Annotated in this window: 13 protein-coding genes and 5 tRNA genes; 7 read left to right on the top strand and 11 right to left on the bottom strand. The window is 71.8% G+C overall.

The window, feature by feature from the left end; all coding sequences use genetic code 11:
- The first annotated feature begins 285 nt into the window (after positions 1 to 285).
- From TR49_RS36765 to TR49_RS36755, 3 genes are all read left to right on the top strand, one after another.
- Entirely contained in the window at positions 286 to 711 is a 426-nt protein-coding gene (locus tag TR49_RS36765; RefSeq protein WP_152627657.1) for a hypothetical protein, read from the top strand.
- 309 nt (positions 712 to 1,020) lie between these two features.
- A complete protein-coding gene (locus TR49_RS36760; RefSeq protein ID WP_042390162.1) occupies positions 1,021 to 1,260 on the top strand; it encodes a hypothetical protein in 240 nt (79 codons plus the stop codon).
- 77 nt (positions 1,261 to 1,337) lie between these two features.
- Entirely contained in the window at positions 1,338 to 1,523 is a 186-nt protein-coding gene (locus TR49_RS36755) for a YegP family protein (RefSeq protein WP_042390161.1), read from the top strand.
- Positions 1,524 to 1,599: 76 nt separating this feature from the next.
- Here the strand turns inward: TR49_RS36755 and TR49_RS36750 are convergent, their stop codons facing one another.
- The 4 genes from TR49_RS36750 to TR49_RS36735 form a co-directional block, all read right to left on the bottom strand.
- The gene (locus TR49_RS36750; protein ID WP_042390160.1) at positions 1,600 to 2,229 is read right to left on the bottom strand and encodes an MBL fold metallo-hydrolase; all 630 of its coding nucleotides are present in this window, start codon (positions 2,227 to 2,229) and stop codon (positions 1,600 to 1,602) included.
- Positions 2,229 to 3,323 carry an S-(hydroxymethyl)mycothiol dehydrogenase gene (locus TR49_RS36745; RefSeq protein ID WP_042390159.1) on the bottom strand — a complete coding sequence of 365 codons (1,095 nt, stop codon included), beginning with the start codon at positions 3,321 to 3,323 and terminating at the stop codon, positions 2,229 to 2,231. Before TR49_RS36745 ends, TR49_RS36750 begins: the two co-directional genes overlap by 1 nt.
- A gap of 57 nt (positions 3,324 to 3,380) precedes the next feature.
- Positions 3,381 to 4,502: an aromatic ring-hydroxylating oxygenase subunit alpha gene (locus TR49_RS36740; protein ID WP_042390158.1), complete on the bottom strand. Its 1,122-nt coding sequence runs from the start codon at positions 4,500 to 4,502 to the stop codon at positions 3,381 to 3,383.
- 66 nt (positions 4,503 to 4,568) lie between these two features.
- A complete protein-coding gene (locus tag TR49_RS36735) occupies positions 4,569 to 7,019 on the bottom strand; it encodes a GcvT family protein (protein ID WP_152627656.1) in 2,451 nt (816 codons plus the stop codon).
- Positions 7,020 to 7,245: 226 nt separating this feature from the next.
- On the opposite strand from TR49_RS36735, the gene TR49_RS36730 reads away from it, so the two are divergent.
- Both TR49_RS36730 and TR49_RS36725 read left to right on the top strand, forming a co-directional pair.
- A complete protein-coding gene (locus TR49_RS36730) occupies positions 7,246 to 8,742 on the top strand; it encodes an aldehyde dehydrogenase family protein (RefSeq protein WP_042390156.1) in 1,497 nt (498 codons plus the stop codon).
- Positions 8,743 to 8,820: 78 nt separating this feature from the next.
- Positions 8,821 to 10,365: an APC family permease gene (locus TR49_RS36725; RefSeq protein WP_042390155.1), complete on the top strand. Its 1,545-nt coding sequence runs from the start codon at positions 8,821 to 8,823 to the stop codon at positions 10,363 to 10,365.
- A gap of 53 nt (positions 10,366 to 10,418) precedes the next feature.
- Here the strand turns inward: TR49_RS36725 and TR49_RS36720 are convergent.
- From TR49_RS36720 to TR49_RS36690, 7 genes are all read right to left on the bottom strand, one after another.
- Positions 10,419 to 10,489: transfer RNA gene (locus TR49_RS36720), tRNA-Trp, on the bottom strand.
- A gap of 29 nt (positions 10,490 to 10,518) precedes the next feature.
- Positions 10,519 to 10,603: transfer RNA gene (locus tag TR49_RS36715), tRNA-Ser, on the bottom strand.
- A gap of 1 nt (position 10,604) precedes the next feature.
- Positions 10,605 to 10,678: transfer RNA gene (locus TR49_RS36710), tRNA-Leu, on the bottom strand.
- A 5-nt stretch (positions 10,679 to 10,683) separates the two neighbouring features.
- Positions 10,684 to 10,756, bottom strand: a tRNA-Leu gene (locus TR49_RS36705).
- 1 nt (position 10,757) lies between these two features.
- A tRNA-Arg gene (locus tag TR49_RS36700) sits at positions 10,758 to 10,831 on the bottom strand.
- A 78-nt stretch (positions 10,832 to 10,909) separates the two neighbouring features.
- Entirely contained in the window at positions 10,910 to 11,554 is a 645-nt protein-coding gene (locus TR49_RS36695; RefSeq protein ID WP_042390154.1) for a GNAT family N-acetyltransferase, read from the bottom strand.
- A gap of 83 nt (positions 11,555 to 11,637) precedes the next feature.
- Positions 11,638 to 12,417, bottom strand: a complete 780-nt coding sequence (locus TR49_RS36690; RefSeq protein ID WP_174501637.1) for an IclR family transcriptional regulator — start codon at positions 12,415 to 12,417, stop codon at positions 11,638 to 11,640.
- A 140-nt stretch (positions 12,418 to 12,557) separates the two neighbouring features.
- Here TR49_RS36690 and TR49_RS36685 point away from each other — a divergent pair, with 140 nt between their 5' ends.
- On the top strand, positions 12,558 to 12,926 hold the full coding sequence (locus TR49_RS36685) for a bifunctional 3-phenylpropionate/cinnamic acid dioxygenase ferredoxin subunit (protein ID WP_042390153.1): 369 nt from the start codon (positions 12,558 to 12,560) through the stop codon (positions 12,924 to 12,926).
- Entirely contained in the window at positions 12,923 to 14,110 is a 1,188-nt protein-coding gene (locus TR49_RS36680) for an NAD(P)/FAD-dependent oxidoreductase (protein WP_042390152.1), read from the top strand. Before TR49_RS36685 ends, TR49_RS36680 begins: the two co-directional genes overlap by 4 nt.
- The last annotated feature ends 10 nt before the right edge of the window (positions 14,111 to 14,120 follow it).

The following is a 14,120-nucleotide window of genomic DNA, read 5'->3' as shown; positions in this document are numbered from 1 at the left end:
CGCACACCACCGTGCGCGGCCGCGCCGGCGCGGGTGTCGCTGTCCGTCAGCGGTCGCTCACGGCAGGTCGCGACGGCGGGGGCTGTCGGTGGTGTGGGCCCGCGGGGCCGCGGAACCGTCCCGGCGGGTCGTCATGGGACGGCGTGACGTCGCAGCTCAGCAGGGGTGCCTTCCCGTGTTGCTGTCAGATGCCCGGCGGGTCTCGCGCCCGGCGCTTCGCAGCGGAGAGTCTGGCCGTGCCCTCGGCGAGGGCACGCACACTCGACCAACACGAAGGAGGATCACATGAGGATGCCCAGGCGACTCGTGACCGGGGCCGCGGCCCTCGGACTGATCGGGGGCGTGACGGCCGTCGCCGCGGCCCCGGCCGACGCGGCGGCGAAGCCGGCCGCGGCCGCGTGCGTGTTCGTGAACGGCACGACGAGCCAGCAGGGCACCAACGTGCACGGCCTCCCGGAGATCTTCGGCGGGACGACGTTCACCAAGCCCACCACGACGACCTGCCACGACTTCAACCTGTGGTCGGGCAGGGTCGGCGTCAGCTACGAGGGCTGGCTCTACTACGGAAACGGCAACTGGGGCGCGTGCACGGCCGGGTACGTCCGGTACTCCGGTGGCTCCATCGTCCTGTGCAGCGACGTGCTGCCCGGCACCCTGGAGGCCGTGACCTCGACCAGCGGCTCCGGCCAGGGCATCGAGATCGAGGACTGACCTGATCCGACCCGGTGCTCCGGCGGGCGGCGGCCCGCCGGGGGACCGGTCGTCGTGGTGCACGACGGCGTACGAGGCGATGTCCGCGTCCAGCAGCCAGCGTGTGCAGGCGGTCTGGCCGCGCGTCACGGCCTGGACCGTGATGCCGCCGTTCGACTGGTGGACGGTCACACGGCACTCCGGCCCGGCGGTGGGGCTCACGAACCCGCGGACGCCGGTATCCCGGGCGACCCGGCCCGTTGGCGGCCCCGGGGCACGAAGGCGCGGGTCCGAGGTGCCGAGACGACTGCCCGGGCGCACCCTGGACGTATGAGTGGTCAGGTCTTCGCAGCGGGCGAGGGCAGTGCCCGGGTGACCGTCCACCGCGCCGTTGCCGACGCGGCAGGGCGCCCGTACCGGCGTGTCGACATCCTCGACCTGGAGGTCGGGCGCGCGTACTCGCCGGACGACGTCAAAGCGATCATGGCCCAGTGCGGGATGAACCCCGAAGACCTCCACCGCCCCGGGGTCGTCGACTGGCGCGGAGACGGCCCGGACGTCTGGGAGTAGTCGCCCCCGGACCTCGGATGCCGGCCCGCCGCGACGGGTGGCGCGCCCCGGAAACCGCTACACCGAGGGAGACGCTCATGTCCGCTCACTTCGAGGTCTACGAGGACAAGGCCCACCAGTGGCGATTCAGGCTCAAGGCCGGGAACGGGGAGATCGTCGCCGTGGGTGAGTCCTACCCCACGCGAACGATCGCCGAGAAGGGCTGCGAGGCGGTGAAGCGCGCGGCCGCGGAGGCGGACATCCGCGAAGCCAAGGCGGCGTGACCCGTGCCCGGCTGACACGCATCCGCCCCGCGGACCGGAGTCGGCGGGGCGGAGGCGGTCACGGGGTGAGGTCGGGTCAGTGGCCGCGGGCGATCCACTCCTGCAGGTGCGGGGCCTCGGCGGCGATCGTGGTGGTCGGGCCGTGGCCGGTGCGGACGACGGTGTCCGGGGGGAGCGTCAGCAGCCGGTCGGCGATGGAGCGGATGATGGTGGGGAAGTCGGAGAAGGACCGCCCCGTCGCGCCGGGGCCGCCCGCGAAGAGGGTGTCGCCCGTGAAGACGGTGGCGAGCGCCGGCGCGTAGAGGCAGACCGCGCCGGGCGCGTGTCCCGGCGTGTGGAGGACGTGGAGTTCGGTCCCCGCGACGGTGAGGACCGAGCCGTCCGCCAGGTCGCCGTCGGGCTTCCGGGCCGGGTGGGTCTGCTCCCACAGGGGCAGGTCGTCGGGGTGCAGCAGGATCGGCGCGCCGGTGCGGTCGGCCAGCGCCGGAGCCGCGTTGACGTGGTCGTTGTGGGCGTGCGTGCACACCACCGCGGTGACCTCGCGCTCGCCCACGGCCCGCAGGACCGCCTCCGCGTCGTGGGCCGCGTCGATGACCAGGACGCTGCGGTCGTCCCCGACCAGCCACACGTTGTTCTCCACCTCCCAGCTGCCGCCGTCCAGGGTGAAGACGCCTGAGGTCTCCAGGTGTTCGACGCGGGCGGTCATCAGAAGACCACCACCGAGCGGAGCACGTCCCCGTCGTGCATCCGCGTGAAGGCCTGCTCGACCTGGTCCAGGGCGATGGTCTCGGTGACGAAGGCGTCCAGGTCCAGGCGGCCCTGCAGGTGGAGGTCGATCAGCATCGGGAAGTCGCGTGAGGGCAGGCAGTCGCCGTACCAGGAGGACTTCAGCGCTCCGCCGCGGCCGAAGACGTCCAGCAGCGGCAGTTCCAGCCGCATCTCCGGGGTCGGCACGCCGACCAGCACGACCGTGCCGGCCAGGTCGCGGGCGTAGAAGGCCTGCCGGTAGGTCTCCGGTCGACCGACCGCCTCGATCACGACGTCCGCGCCGAAGCCGCCGGTCAGTGCCTGGATCGCCTCGACGACGTCGCCCTGCCCGGGCCCGGACAGCACGGTGTGGGTGGCGCCGAGGCGCTGCGCGGTCGCCAGCTTCCGCTCGTCCACGTCCACCGCGATGATCTTCGAGGCGCCGGCCAGCCGGGAGCCCATGATCGCCGCCCCGCCGACGCCGCCGCAGCCGATGACGGCGACGCTGTCGCCGCGGCCCACGTTGCCGGTGTTGATCGCCGCGCCGATGCCGGCCATGACGCCGCAGCCGAGCAGCCCGGCGACGGCCGGGGACACGGCCGGGTCGACCTTGGTGCACTGCCCGGCCGCGACCAGCGTCTTCTCCGCGAACGCGCCGATGCCGAGGGCGGGGGAGAGCTCCTGCCCGGTGGCGGCCAGGGTCATCTTCTGCTTGGCGTTGTGGGTGTTGAAGCAGTACCAGGGGCGTCCGCGCAGACAGGCCCGGCACTGGCCGCAGACGGCGCGCCAGTTGAGGACGACGAAGTCGCCCGGGGCGACCTCGGTCACGCCCTCGCCGACCGCCTCCACCACGCCCGCGGCCTCGTGGCCGAGCAGAAACGGGAAGTCGTCGTTGATGCCGCCCTCGCGGTAGTGCAGGTCGGTGTGGCACACCCCGCAGGCCTGCACCGCGACCACCGCCTCGCCGGGGCTGGGGTCGGGCACGACGATCGTCTCCACGCGTACCGGCTCGCCCTTGCCGGGCGCGACGACTCCTCGGACCTGCTGCGGCATGACGCGACACCTTTCGTTGTGAGTGGTCGGAACTGACGGTACGGGACGACACCGGGATCAGTCGCGGAGCTTTGCCGTCACCCACTCGTGGAAGGCCCCGATGTGGTGCTCGCTGGGCACGAGCACACCACCCTGGGCGTAGGCGCGCGAGTCCATGGCGGGCTGGCAGCGCTCGCAGGCCTCGAAGTCCTGCGTGTTCACCCGGTGGAACAGCTCCACGGAACGGTCCAGGTCGGCGCCGGAGTCCACCACGTCCTTGAGGAAGAGCCAGTCGCACTCGACGACCGTGTGGTCTGCGGCGAGCGGGATCATCCGCAGCACGATCACGTGGTCCGGCACGAGGTTGACGAAGACCTGCGGCTTGACGGTGATCGCGTAGTAGCGGCGGTCCTGCTCCTCGGTGACGCCCGGGATCCGCGCGACGCCCGCGCTGCCGTCCACGGTGAAGCCCTCCGCCTCGTCGGCGAACTCGGCTCCGTGGCCCACGTAGTACTGCGCCGCGAAGCCGCCCTTGAACTCCGGCAGCATGTCGGTCAGCTCCGGGTGGATGGTGGCGCAGTGGTAGCACTCCATGAAGTTCTCGACGACGAGCTTCCAGTTGGCGCGCACGTCGTACCGGATGCGCCGGCCGACGGCGAGCTCGTCGGCCTGGTAGTGGTCGATCGCCTTCGGGTCGCCGAGCCGTTCCGTCGCGGCGCCCATCACGTCCTCCTCGAAGGACGGCGGCTCGTCCGCCAGGCAGACCCAGACGTACCCCAGCCACTCGCGGACGTGCACGCCCACCAGCCCGTAGGTGGTCCGGTCGACGTCCGGCATGCTGGTCAGGTTGGGCGCGGCGACGAGCTTGCCGTCCAGGCCGTAGGTCCACGCGTGGTACGGGCACTGGAAGGCGCGCTTGACCTCCCCTTCCTCCTGTGTGCACAGGCGGGCGCCGCGGTGGCGGCAGATGTTGAGGAAGGCCTTCACCGAGCCCTCCCGGGTGCGGGTCACCAGCACGCTCTCCCGCCCGACCTGCACGGTGCGGAACCTGCCGGGCGCGTCCAGCTCGGAGGTGCGGACGGCACAGAACCACATCGTCTCGAAGATCTTCTCCTGCTCCAGGGCGAAGATCTGGGGATCGGTGTACGCGGAACCGGGCAGAGTCCGGATCAGGCTGGCGGGCAGTTCGGTCGCGGTCACTTCGGACACCTTTCTAAAACGGTGGGAACAGAGGAGCCATTCGCGCGCCGGTGGTTGCTCCGATCCCTAGGCGCGGATGCGGGCCATCCCCGGATCGAACAGCGGCTCCTTCGCGACGACTGCGGGCAGCACCTCGCCGAAGTACTCGATCCCCACCCGCGTCCCCGGCGCAGCCAGCGACGCCGGCAGCCAGGCGTACGCGATCGACTTCCCGATCGTGTAGCCGTACGCCGCGCTCGTGACGTAGCCGACCGGCGCGCCTTCGGCGCGCACGGGCTCCTTGCCCATGACCACCGCGTGCGGGTCGTCCAGCAGGAGGGGGACGAGCCGGCGGGCCGCCGTCTCCTCGGAGAGGCCGACCAGTGCCGCGCGCCCGAGGAAGTCGCCCTTGTCCATCCGGACCGCGAAGCCGAGGCCCGCCTCGTACGGGTTGTGCTCCGCCGTCAGATCGGTGCCCCAGGAGCGGTAACCCTTCTCCAGTCGCAGGCTGTTGAACGCACTGCGCCCTGCGGCCACGACGCCGAGCCGCTCCCCGGCCCGCCACAGCGTGTCCCACAGCTGCTGCCCGGCGTCCGCTGTGGTGTACAGCTCCCAACCCAGCTCGCCGACGTAGGACAGCCGCATGGCCGTGACCGGCACGTTGCCGACGTACGCCTGCTTCGCCTTGAAGTAGCCGAACCCGCGGTGTGAGAAGTCGGCGTCCGTCAGCGGCTGGACCAGCTCGCGGGCGAGCGGGCCCCACACCCCCACGCAGCAGGTGCCGCCGGTGATGTCGCGGATCTGGACGGGGGAGCCGTCCGGCAGGTTGCCGGTCAGCCAGTCCAGGTCGAGATTGCCGTTCGCGCCCACCTGGAAGCGGTCGGGGCCGAGGCGCGCCACCGTCAGGTCGCTGCGCACGCCGCCCGCCTCGTCGAGAAGCAGCGTGTAGGTGACCGCGCCGACGGGCTTGTCCAGTTGGTTGGTGGTCAGCTGCTGGAGGAAGTCCAGTGCCCCGCGGCCGGAGACCTCCAGGCGCTTCAGCGGCGTCATGTCGTAGAGGGCGACCCGCGCGCGTGTCGCCAGCGCCTCGGCCCCCGCGATCGGCGACCAGTACCGCGACGCCCACGCGTTCCGGCCCGGGATCTCGGCCGTCTCCCCCAGGAGCGAGGCGTTGGCCTCGAACCAGTGCGGCCGCTCCCACCCCGAGGCCTCCAGGAAGACCGCGCCCAACTCCCGTTGCCGGGCGTGGAAGGGGCTGACCCGCAGCGGGCGCGGCTCCTGCATCGGCTGGAGCGGGTGGATGATGTCGTAGACCTCGACGAAGTTCTGGCAGCTGCGCCGGTGCACGTACCCGGGCGCGAGCTGCACCTGCTCGAAGCGGTTCAGGTCGCACTCGTGCAGGTCGGTCTGCGACCGGCCGTCGACCAGCCACTGCGCCATCGCCTGTGCCACGCCGGCCGAGTGGGTGACCCACACCGCCTCCGCGACCCAGAAGCCGCGCAGTTCGGGCGCTTCGCCCAGCAGCGGGAAGCCGTCGGGGGTGAACGAGAAGATGCCGTTGAAGCCCTCCTCGACCTTGGTGGCGGAGAGTGCGGGCAGCAGGGCCTGCGCGTCCAGCCAGGACGGCTCGAAGTCCTCCTCGGTGAAGGGCAGCATCGACGGCATCACCGGCCCCCCGGCCTCGGCGACCTCGGCGAGGTCGACGGGGAGCGGGCGGTGCGCGTAGGAGCCGATGCCGATGCGGTCCACGTGCTCGCGGAAGTAGAGGTCGCGGTCCTGGTGCCGCAGGATCGGCTTGGAGGCCTCCAGCAGTTCGGAGTTGTGTCCGGCAAGCGCCGCGAGAGGGGTGGTCCGCGCGTACTGGTGGGCCATCGGCACCAACGGCACGGCGAGCCCGGCCATCGCGCCCAGCCTCGGCCCCCAGAACCCCACGCAGGAGACGACGATGTCGGCAGGGAACGAGCCGTGCTCGGTGGTGACCGCGGTGACCCGGCCGCCGCTCGACTCGACGCCGGTCACCGCGTGGTGGCCGAGGAAGCGTGCGCCGCGGCCGATCGCCATCCGGGCCTGCGCCTCCGCCGCGCGCAGCGCCTTGGCCAGGCCGTCGTCGGGGGTGTGCAGGCCGGCCAGCACCTGGCCGCGGGCGAGCAGCGGATGCAGCTCGACGCAGCGGCCCGCGTCGACCAACTCGGCCTGCACGCCCCAGGAGGCGGCGTAGCCGTGCTTGCGCTTGAGTTCCTCGACGCGTTCCGGCGTCGTCGCCACCTCCAGGCCGCCGACCTGGCGGAAGCACCACTGGCCGTCGAGGGTCAGCGCCGTGTACTTGTCGACGGTGTAGCGCGCGAACTCGGTCATCGTCTTGGAGGAGTTGGTCTGGAAGACGAGACCGGGCGCGTGAGAGCTGGAGCCGCCGGTGGCGAAGAGCGGCCCCTGGTCGAGCACGGTGACGTCGGTCCAGCCGCGCGCGGTGAGTTCGTCTGCCAGCGCGCAGCCGACGATCCCGGCGCCGACGATCACGACTTTCGGAAGAGCGGTCAAGTGATCCATCCCCTCGGGGAGTTGGGAGATCCACCCTGACTGTTGCCTATGACGCAATGAATTGCGCGATGTGAAACAGGGTCGGTTCCCGGGGGATGCCTGTCAAGACTCCGGGTGCCTGTCAGCCCCCTTGACACCCCGTTTGCACCACTTCCATACTCGGCGGCACGTTGCGAATGAAGGTAAATGTTGCTTATCGCGCAACAATGCGAGGAGGCGGCTGTTCATGCGGCCCGTGGTCCGCACCACTTCCCTGTTCATCGACGGTTCCTGGTCCGCAGCCGCGGACGGTCGCGAACGGATCGTCACCAACCCTTTCGACGCGAGTGATCTCGCCACAGTGGCGGAGGCGTCGACCGCCGACGTGGACCGGGCGGTGCGTTCCGCCCGCGCCGCCTTCGACGTGGGCGCCTGGGCGCACGCGCCGGTCGCGCGGCGCGCCGCGGTCCTCACCGCCACCGCCGACGCGCTGCAGGAGCACCGCGAGGAGCTGGCCCGGCTGGAGACCCTCGACACGGGCAAGACCCTGGCCGAGAGTCGCTTCGACGTCGACGACTCCACCTCCGTGCTGCGCTACTACGCCGCGCTGGCGACCACCGAGGCCGGCCGGACGGTCGACACCGGCCGCCCGGACGCGGTCAGTCGCGTCGTCCACGAGCCGGTCGGCGTCTGCGCGTTGATCACGCCCTGGAACTACCCGCTGCTCCAGATCACCTGGAAGCTCGCCCCTGCGCTGGCGGCAGGCAACACCGTCGTCGCCAAGCCCAGCGAGGTCACCCCGCTCACCACCGTCCGCCTCTTCGAACTGCTGCAGGCGGGCCTCGACGAGGCGGGCGCCCCGGCCGGCACGGCCAACCTCGTCACCGGAGGCGGCCCGGCGGGCGCCGCGCTGGCGGAGCATCCGGGCGTGGACCTCGTCTCCTTCACCGGCGGCCTGGCCACCGGGCGGTCCGTCATGCGCGCGGCCGCCGAGACGGTCAAGAAAGTCGCCCTGGAGCTCGGCGGCAAGAACCCCAACATCGTCTTCGCCGACACGGACCTCGACACGGCTGTCGACTACGCGCTCACCGCCGCCTTCCTCCACTCCGGCCAGGTCTGCTCCGCCGGCTCCCGGCTGCTGCTCCAGCGCGGACGGCACGCCGAGTTCGTCGCGGAGCTGGCCCGCCGCGCCGACCGGATCCGGCTCGGCGACGGCCTCGCCAAGGGCACCGAGTGCGGTCCGCTGGTCTCCGCCGAGCACCGTGCGAAGGTGGAGCGCCACCTTGCGGGCGCGCTCGCCGAAGGCGCCGTCCTGCGCGCAGGCGGCGTCCGGCCGGACCAAGCCGAGCTCCAGGCCGGGCACTTCCTGCGCCCCACGGTCCTGACGGAGTGTCATCCCGGTATGGCGGTGGTCCGTGAGGAGGTCTTCGGCCCGGTGCTGACGGTCGAGCTGTTCGACGAGGAGGACGAGGCCGTCGCCCTGGCCAACGACACCCCCTACGGCCTGGCGGGCGCGGTGTGGACGAACGACGCAGGGCGCGCGGAGCGCGTCGCGCAGCGCCTGCGCCTGGGCACCGTGTGGATCAACGACTACCACCCCTACGTGCCGCAGGCCGAGTGGGGCGGTTTCAAGCAGTCCGGCACCGGCCGTGAACTCGGCCCCTCCGGCCTGCGCGAGTACCAGGAGACCAAGCACGTCTGGCGCACGCTCAACCCCGCGCCCCAGTACTGGTTCGCCGACTGACGGCCCTCGGGCCCTAGCGATTCCCACACCGCACCGCATCTCCCCGCGCAGCGCCGCGTCACAGTCTCTGGAGCGCCCATGAGCACCTCAGGAAAGACCGCCACCCCCAGACAACCAGGCCAGGACAGCCACGATCTGGCCCGCTTCGGGTACCGGCAGGAGCTGGAGCGGTCCCTCGGGTCCTTCTCCAGCTTCGCCGCCGGCTTCAGCTACATCTCGATCATGACCGGGGTCTTCCAGCTCTTCGGCTTCGGCTTCGGCGCGGGCGGCCCGGCCTTCATCTGGTCCTGGCCGCTGGTCTTCCTCGGCCAGCTCGCCGTCGCGCTCTGCTTCGCCGAGATGGCCGGCCAGTTCCCGCTGGCCGGCGGCGTCTACCAGTGGTCCAAGCAGATCGCCCGGCCGGTCACCTCGTGGATGTCCGGCTGGATCATGGCCATCGGCGCGGTCGTCACGGCGGCGGCCGTGGCCGTGGCGTACCAGGTGATCCTGCCCCAGGTGTCGCTCGCCTTCGAGATCGTGGGCGGCGCCTCCGACGCCGGGGCGACCACGACGCCGAACGGGGCGAAGAACGCGATCCTGCTGGCGCTGGGCCTGGTGGTGTTCACCACGCTCGTCAACATCATCGGCGTGCGCCTGATGGCAAAGATCAACAACTTCGGTGTGGCGGTCGAGCTCATCGGCGTCACGTTGCTGATCGTCATGCTCGCCGTCCACATCCACCGCGGACCGCAGGTCGTGATGACGACCGCGGGCACCGGGGCCGGCCACTCCACGGGCTACCTCGGTGCCTTCCTGGTCGCCTCCATCATGAGCGCCTACGTCTTCTACGGCTTCGACACGGCGGGCTCCCTCGCCGAGGAGACCAAGGAGCCGCGGCGGCACGCCCCGCGCGCCATCATCCGCGCGCTGACCGCCGCGTTCCTCGCGGGCGGGCTGTTGATGCTGGTGGGGATGATGGCCGTCGGCGACATCAACGCCCAGCAGCTGGGCACCCTCGGCATGCCGTACCTGCTCAAGTCCACCCTCGGCACGGGTCTCGGCGACGCCTTCCTGGTCTGCTCGGCCATCGCCATCACCGTCTGCTGCCTCGCGGTCCAGACGGCCGCGATCCGGCTGCTGTTCGCCATGGCCCGCGACGGCAGACTGCCCTTCGGGAAGCACATCGCCAAGGTCTCCCCGCGTTCCAAGACGCCGGTGGCGCCGGCGCTGATCACCGGTGTGCTGACGATCGCCCTGCTGCTGGTCAACATCGGCAACCAGCGTGTCTTCTACATCCTCACCTCGGTCGCGATCATCCTCTTCTACATCCCCTACCTGATGGTCACCGGCCCGATGCTGCTGCGCCGCCTGCGCGGCGAGTGGCCCCGCCCGGACCACGGCCCCTACCTCAACCTCGGCCGGTGGGGCACCCCGGTGAACGCCTTCGCGGTCCTCTACGGCGCAGCCATGACGGTCAACCTGGCCTGGCCGCGCGCGTCGGTCTACGGGAACGACCACTGGTACTACCAGTGGGGGGCGATCGTCTTCACGGCGGTCATCACCGCGGTGGGCCTCGGCCTCTACCTGCGCTACCGCCGCGGCGTCGCGGCAGCAGCCCCGCTGGAGCTCGTGCCCGAGACCTGAGCTGTCGCGCCTCCGGGTGGGTGCGCTTCGGCGCACCCACCCGGAGGCCTGGGCAGGCCCGGCAGGATTCGAACCCACATCACCCGGGTTGGAGCCGGGCGTTCTGCCGTTGAACTACAGGCCCTCGGTGGGAGACTTCGGAGACTTCCAACGCGGAGAGAGCGCGGATCGAACGCGCGCAGGGTCGCCCCTGACTACGGCTTAGCAAGCCGCTGCCTTACCACTCGGCCATCTCTCCGTAGCGCTGACAGGATTCGAACCTGCACCGTGCGGTCCCTCAGACCGCTGCCTCTACCCATTGGGCCACAGCGCCTTGCGTAGCGTCGGTGCGATTCGAACGCACACTGTTCCGGTCCTGAACCGGATCCCTCTGCCGTTGGGGTACGACGCCGTTGGCCTGGCAGGACTTGAACCCGCGACCTCCCGGTTCGTAGCCGGGCGCTCTGTCCAACTGAGCTACAGGCCAGTGAAGTCCGCTGGTCCGCGTCCTTCGTGGTGCTCTCAGCCTACGAATCGAACAGGTGGTGAGCCAAAGGGTTTTCCCTCAGCCGAGGCCCAGCACGGGCAGACACTCCGCGACGCCGCTCAGCTCGATGTCGTCCCGGCGGACGCGTTCCCACGCGTCACGGGTGAGCCGCCACTGCTGGATCCGTGCGGGCTCGCCGCGGCGAGTGTCCCAGTCGGTGCCGTTGGGTTCGTAGCCCAGCCCGCGGGAGACGCGGTTGGAGGCCTCGTTGTCGACGAAGGCGTCGCTGCCGGCCTCGCGGGCGCCCAGCCCCGCGAAGGCCAACTGCAGGACGGCCGCCCGCATCTCCTTGCCGAGCCCCTGTCCGCGGCGGCCAGGGGCCAGCCACGAGAAGCTGGAGACCGTGCCGAACCGCGTGAAGTTCCTGCCGATGAGGTCCTGCATGCCGACCGGTTCACCGTCGACGAGCACCGCGAAGTACAGCCGCCACGCGTCGGGGCTCACGCGGGCGCGGCCGGCCCAGATGCCGCGCAGCCAGCGCCATTCGCGTTCGGGGCTGTCGGCGTAGAACGAGATCGGGTCGTCGAAGGGCCACGGCTCGGTGTCGGCGATCCCGGCCCGGACCAGCGGCACGAGACGTTCCAGCAGTTCGTCGGACGCGCCGGCCAGGGTCACGCGCGGCGTGCGGACTTCGACGTTCAGCGGGGGATACGTGTGGGCCACGTTCCGACGGTAGCCAGGCCGCCCCGCCGCCGCACCTGGATTTCCGGGCGCCCTCGGGGGTTCCACCGGGGTGGGCGGACCCGTCAGCGGGCGGGCACGTACCCGAGGCGGCCGGAGACCTCCCCGGCGGCGTCGCGGACCGCCTTCGCCACCTCGGCCAGACGGGGCTTGGCGAGGCGGAAGGACGGGCCGGAGGCGCTGATCGCCGCCACGACCTGGCCGTTGTGGGCGAAGACCGGTGCCGCCACCGCGTTCAGGCCGGTCTCCAACTCCTCGACCGTGCAGGCGTAGCCGTCCTTACGGGCGGCGTCCAGCTGCTTGCGCAGGCGGGCCGGGTCGGTGACGGTGCGCGCGGTGAAGCGCTCCAGCGGCTCGGCGAGCCGCTGGGTCAGCGCGGGCTCGGGCAGGTAGGCGAGCAGCACCTTGCCGCTCGACGTCGCGTGCAGCGGCGTCCGCTGGCCGACCCAGTTGTGCGTCGTGATCGCCGAAGGCCCGAGCACCTGCTCGATGTTGACGGCGGCGTCGACGTCGAGGATCGCCACGTTGATGGTCTCCGCGACCGCGACCGCGAGCCGCTCGCAGACCGGCCGGCTCTGCTGGGACAGGTCCAGCCGCACCGTCGCCGCTCCGGCGAGGCGGACCAGGCCGAGGCCGAGGCGGTACTTGCCGCGCTCGCCCGGCTGTTCGACCAGCCCGCGCAGCTCCAGCGCCGCGACGAGCCGGAACGCCGTGGACTTGTGCACGCCGAGCTCGGCGGCGATCTCGGTGACGCCGGCCTCGCCACGCGAGGCCAGGATCTCGAGGATCGTGACGGCCCGGTCGACGGACTGCACGGGGGACTCCGGCTGCACGCTGTTGCTCATGGCGCAACATTATGCATCCGCATACGGGCCTGCGCGGCCTGCGGGGCCTCTTGACAGTACTTCAGCCCGGGGAAACCATGTTGCGTATACCGCATCCTGTTGCGTGATACGCGACACTTGCGACGCCCTGGAGGTTCCGAGTGATCACGGTCTGCCGGATCGAAGACCTGCCCCCCGGTGAGGCCCTCCGCGTCACGGAGGGTGTTCCCGCTCCCATCGCCGTCTTCAACGCCGACGGCGTCCTCTACGCCGTGGACGACACCTGCACACACCAGGACGCGTCCCTGGCGGACGGCTGGCTCGAGGGCTGCCTGGTCGAATGCCCGCTGCACGCCAGCTCCTTCGACCTGCGCACCGGTCGGCCGACCTGCCCGCCCGCGAAGGCCGCGCTGCGCACCCACCGCGTCGAGGTCGTGGACGGTCTGGTGCTGATCCACGTCGCCGTGGGCGTCGCCGGTGAGGTCGCCGCCGAGGTCACCGGTGACGTCACCGTCGCCGGGCCCGCATGAGGAGCGTCCTCGTCGTCGGGGCCTCGCTCGCGGGCCTCGGCGCCGTCCGCGCGCTGCGCGAGGAGGGCTACGCGGGGGCGGTGACCGTCGTGGGGGAGGAGCACCGACTGCCCTACGACCGCCCGCCGCTGTCCAAGGGGTTCCTGACCGGTGAGCTCGACGCGGACGCTCTCGCGCTCGGCGACGCGGAGGAGTACGCGGACCTCGCCGCCGACTGGCAGCTCGGCGTGCGCGCGGTGCGACTCGACGCGGCGGCCCGGGCGGTGACGCTGTCCGACGGGCGTGAACTCGGCGCCGACGCGGTGGTGATCGCGACCGGGGCCGCCGCGCGGACCCTCCCGGGAGCCCGGGGGCTCGTCGGCGTGCACACCCTGCGCACGCTGGACGACGCCCGGGTGCTGCGCGCCGAGCTCGTCTCGGGACGGCCGGCGGTCGCCGTCGTCGGCGCAGGCTTCGTCGGCGCCGAGGTGGCCTCCTCCGCGCGCGCCATGGGGCTCGACGTCACCGTGATCGAGGCCGCCGAGGCGCCGCTGGAGCGGGCGCTGGGACGCGAGATGGGCCGCGTCTGCGCCTCGTTCCACGCGGACCACGGGGTCCGGCTGTTGTGCGGGGTCGGCGTCGCCGCGCTGGAGGGCACGGACCGGGTCACCGGTGTGCGACTGGCGGACGGCCGACTCGTCCCCGCCGACGTCGTCGTGGTCGGCGTCGGGGCCCGCCCGGCCACGGACTGGCTCGAAGGCTCCGGGCTGCGGATCGAGGACGGCGTCGTGTGCGACGCGGGCTGCGCGACGGACGTCCCGAACGTGGTGGCGGTGGGCGACGTCGCCCGCTGCCTCGACCTGTTCACCGGCGGCCACACCCGCGTCGAGCACTGGACCAGTGCCACCGAACAGCCCCGCACCGCCGCACGCACCCTGCTGACCGGCGTCTCCGCGCCGGGACCGGCCACCGCCCCGTACTTCTGGTCCGACCAGTACCGCAGTCGCATCCAGTTCGCCGGACACGTCCGGCCCGGCGACGTGCCGAAGGTCGTCCAGGGCGACCTGGAGAGCCGCTGCTTCGCGGCCGTGTACCACCGCGAGGGCCGCCCCGTCGCCGTTCTGGCGGTCGATCAGGCCAAGGCCTTCGGCCGCCTGCGCCGCACACTCACCCCTGCCGTCGTCGCCCTTCCCCGCCCCGTCTGACCGGAAGAAG

This window comes from Streptacidiphilus melanogenes (assembly GCF_000787835.1).
GTDB classification, from domain to species: domain Bacteria; phylum Actinomycetota; class Actinomycetes; order Streptomycetales; family Streptomycetaceae; genus Streptacidiphilus; species Streptacidiphilus melanogenes.
The sequence above is the reverse complement of the archived record's forward strand: the minus strand, read 5'-3'. Positions and strand labels throughout refer to the sequence as shown.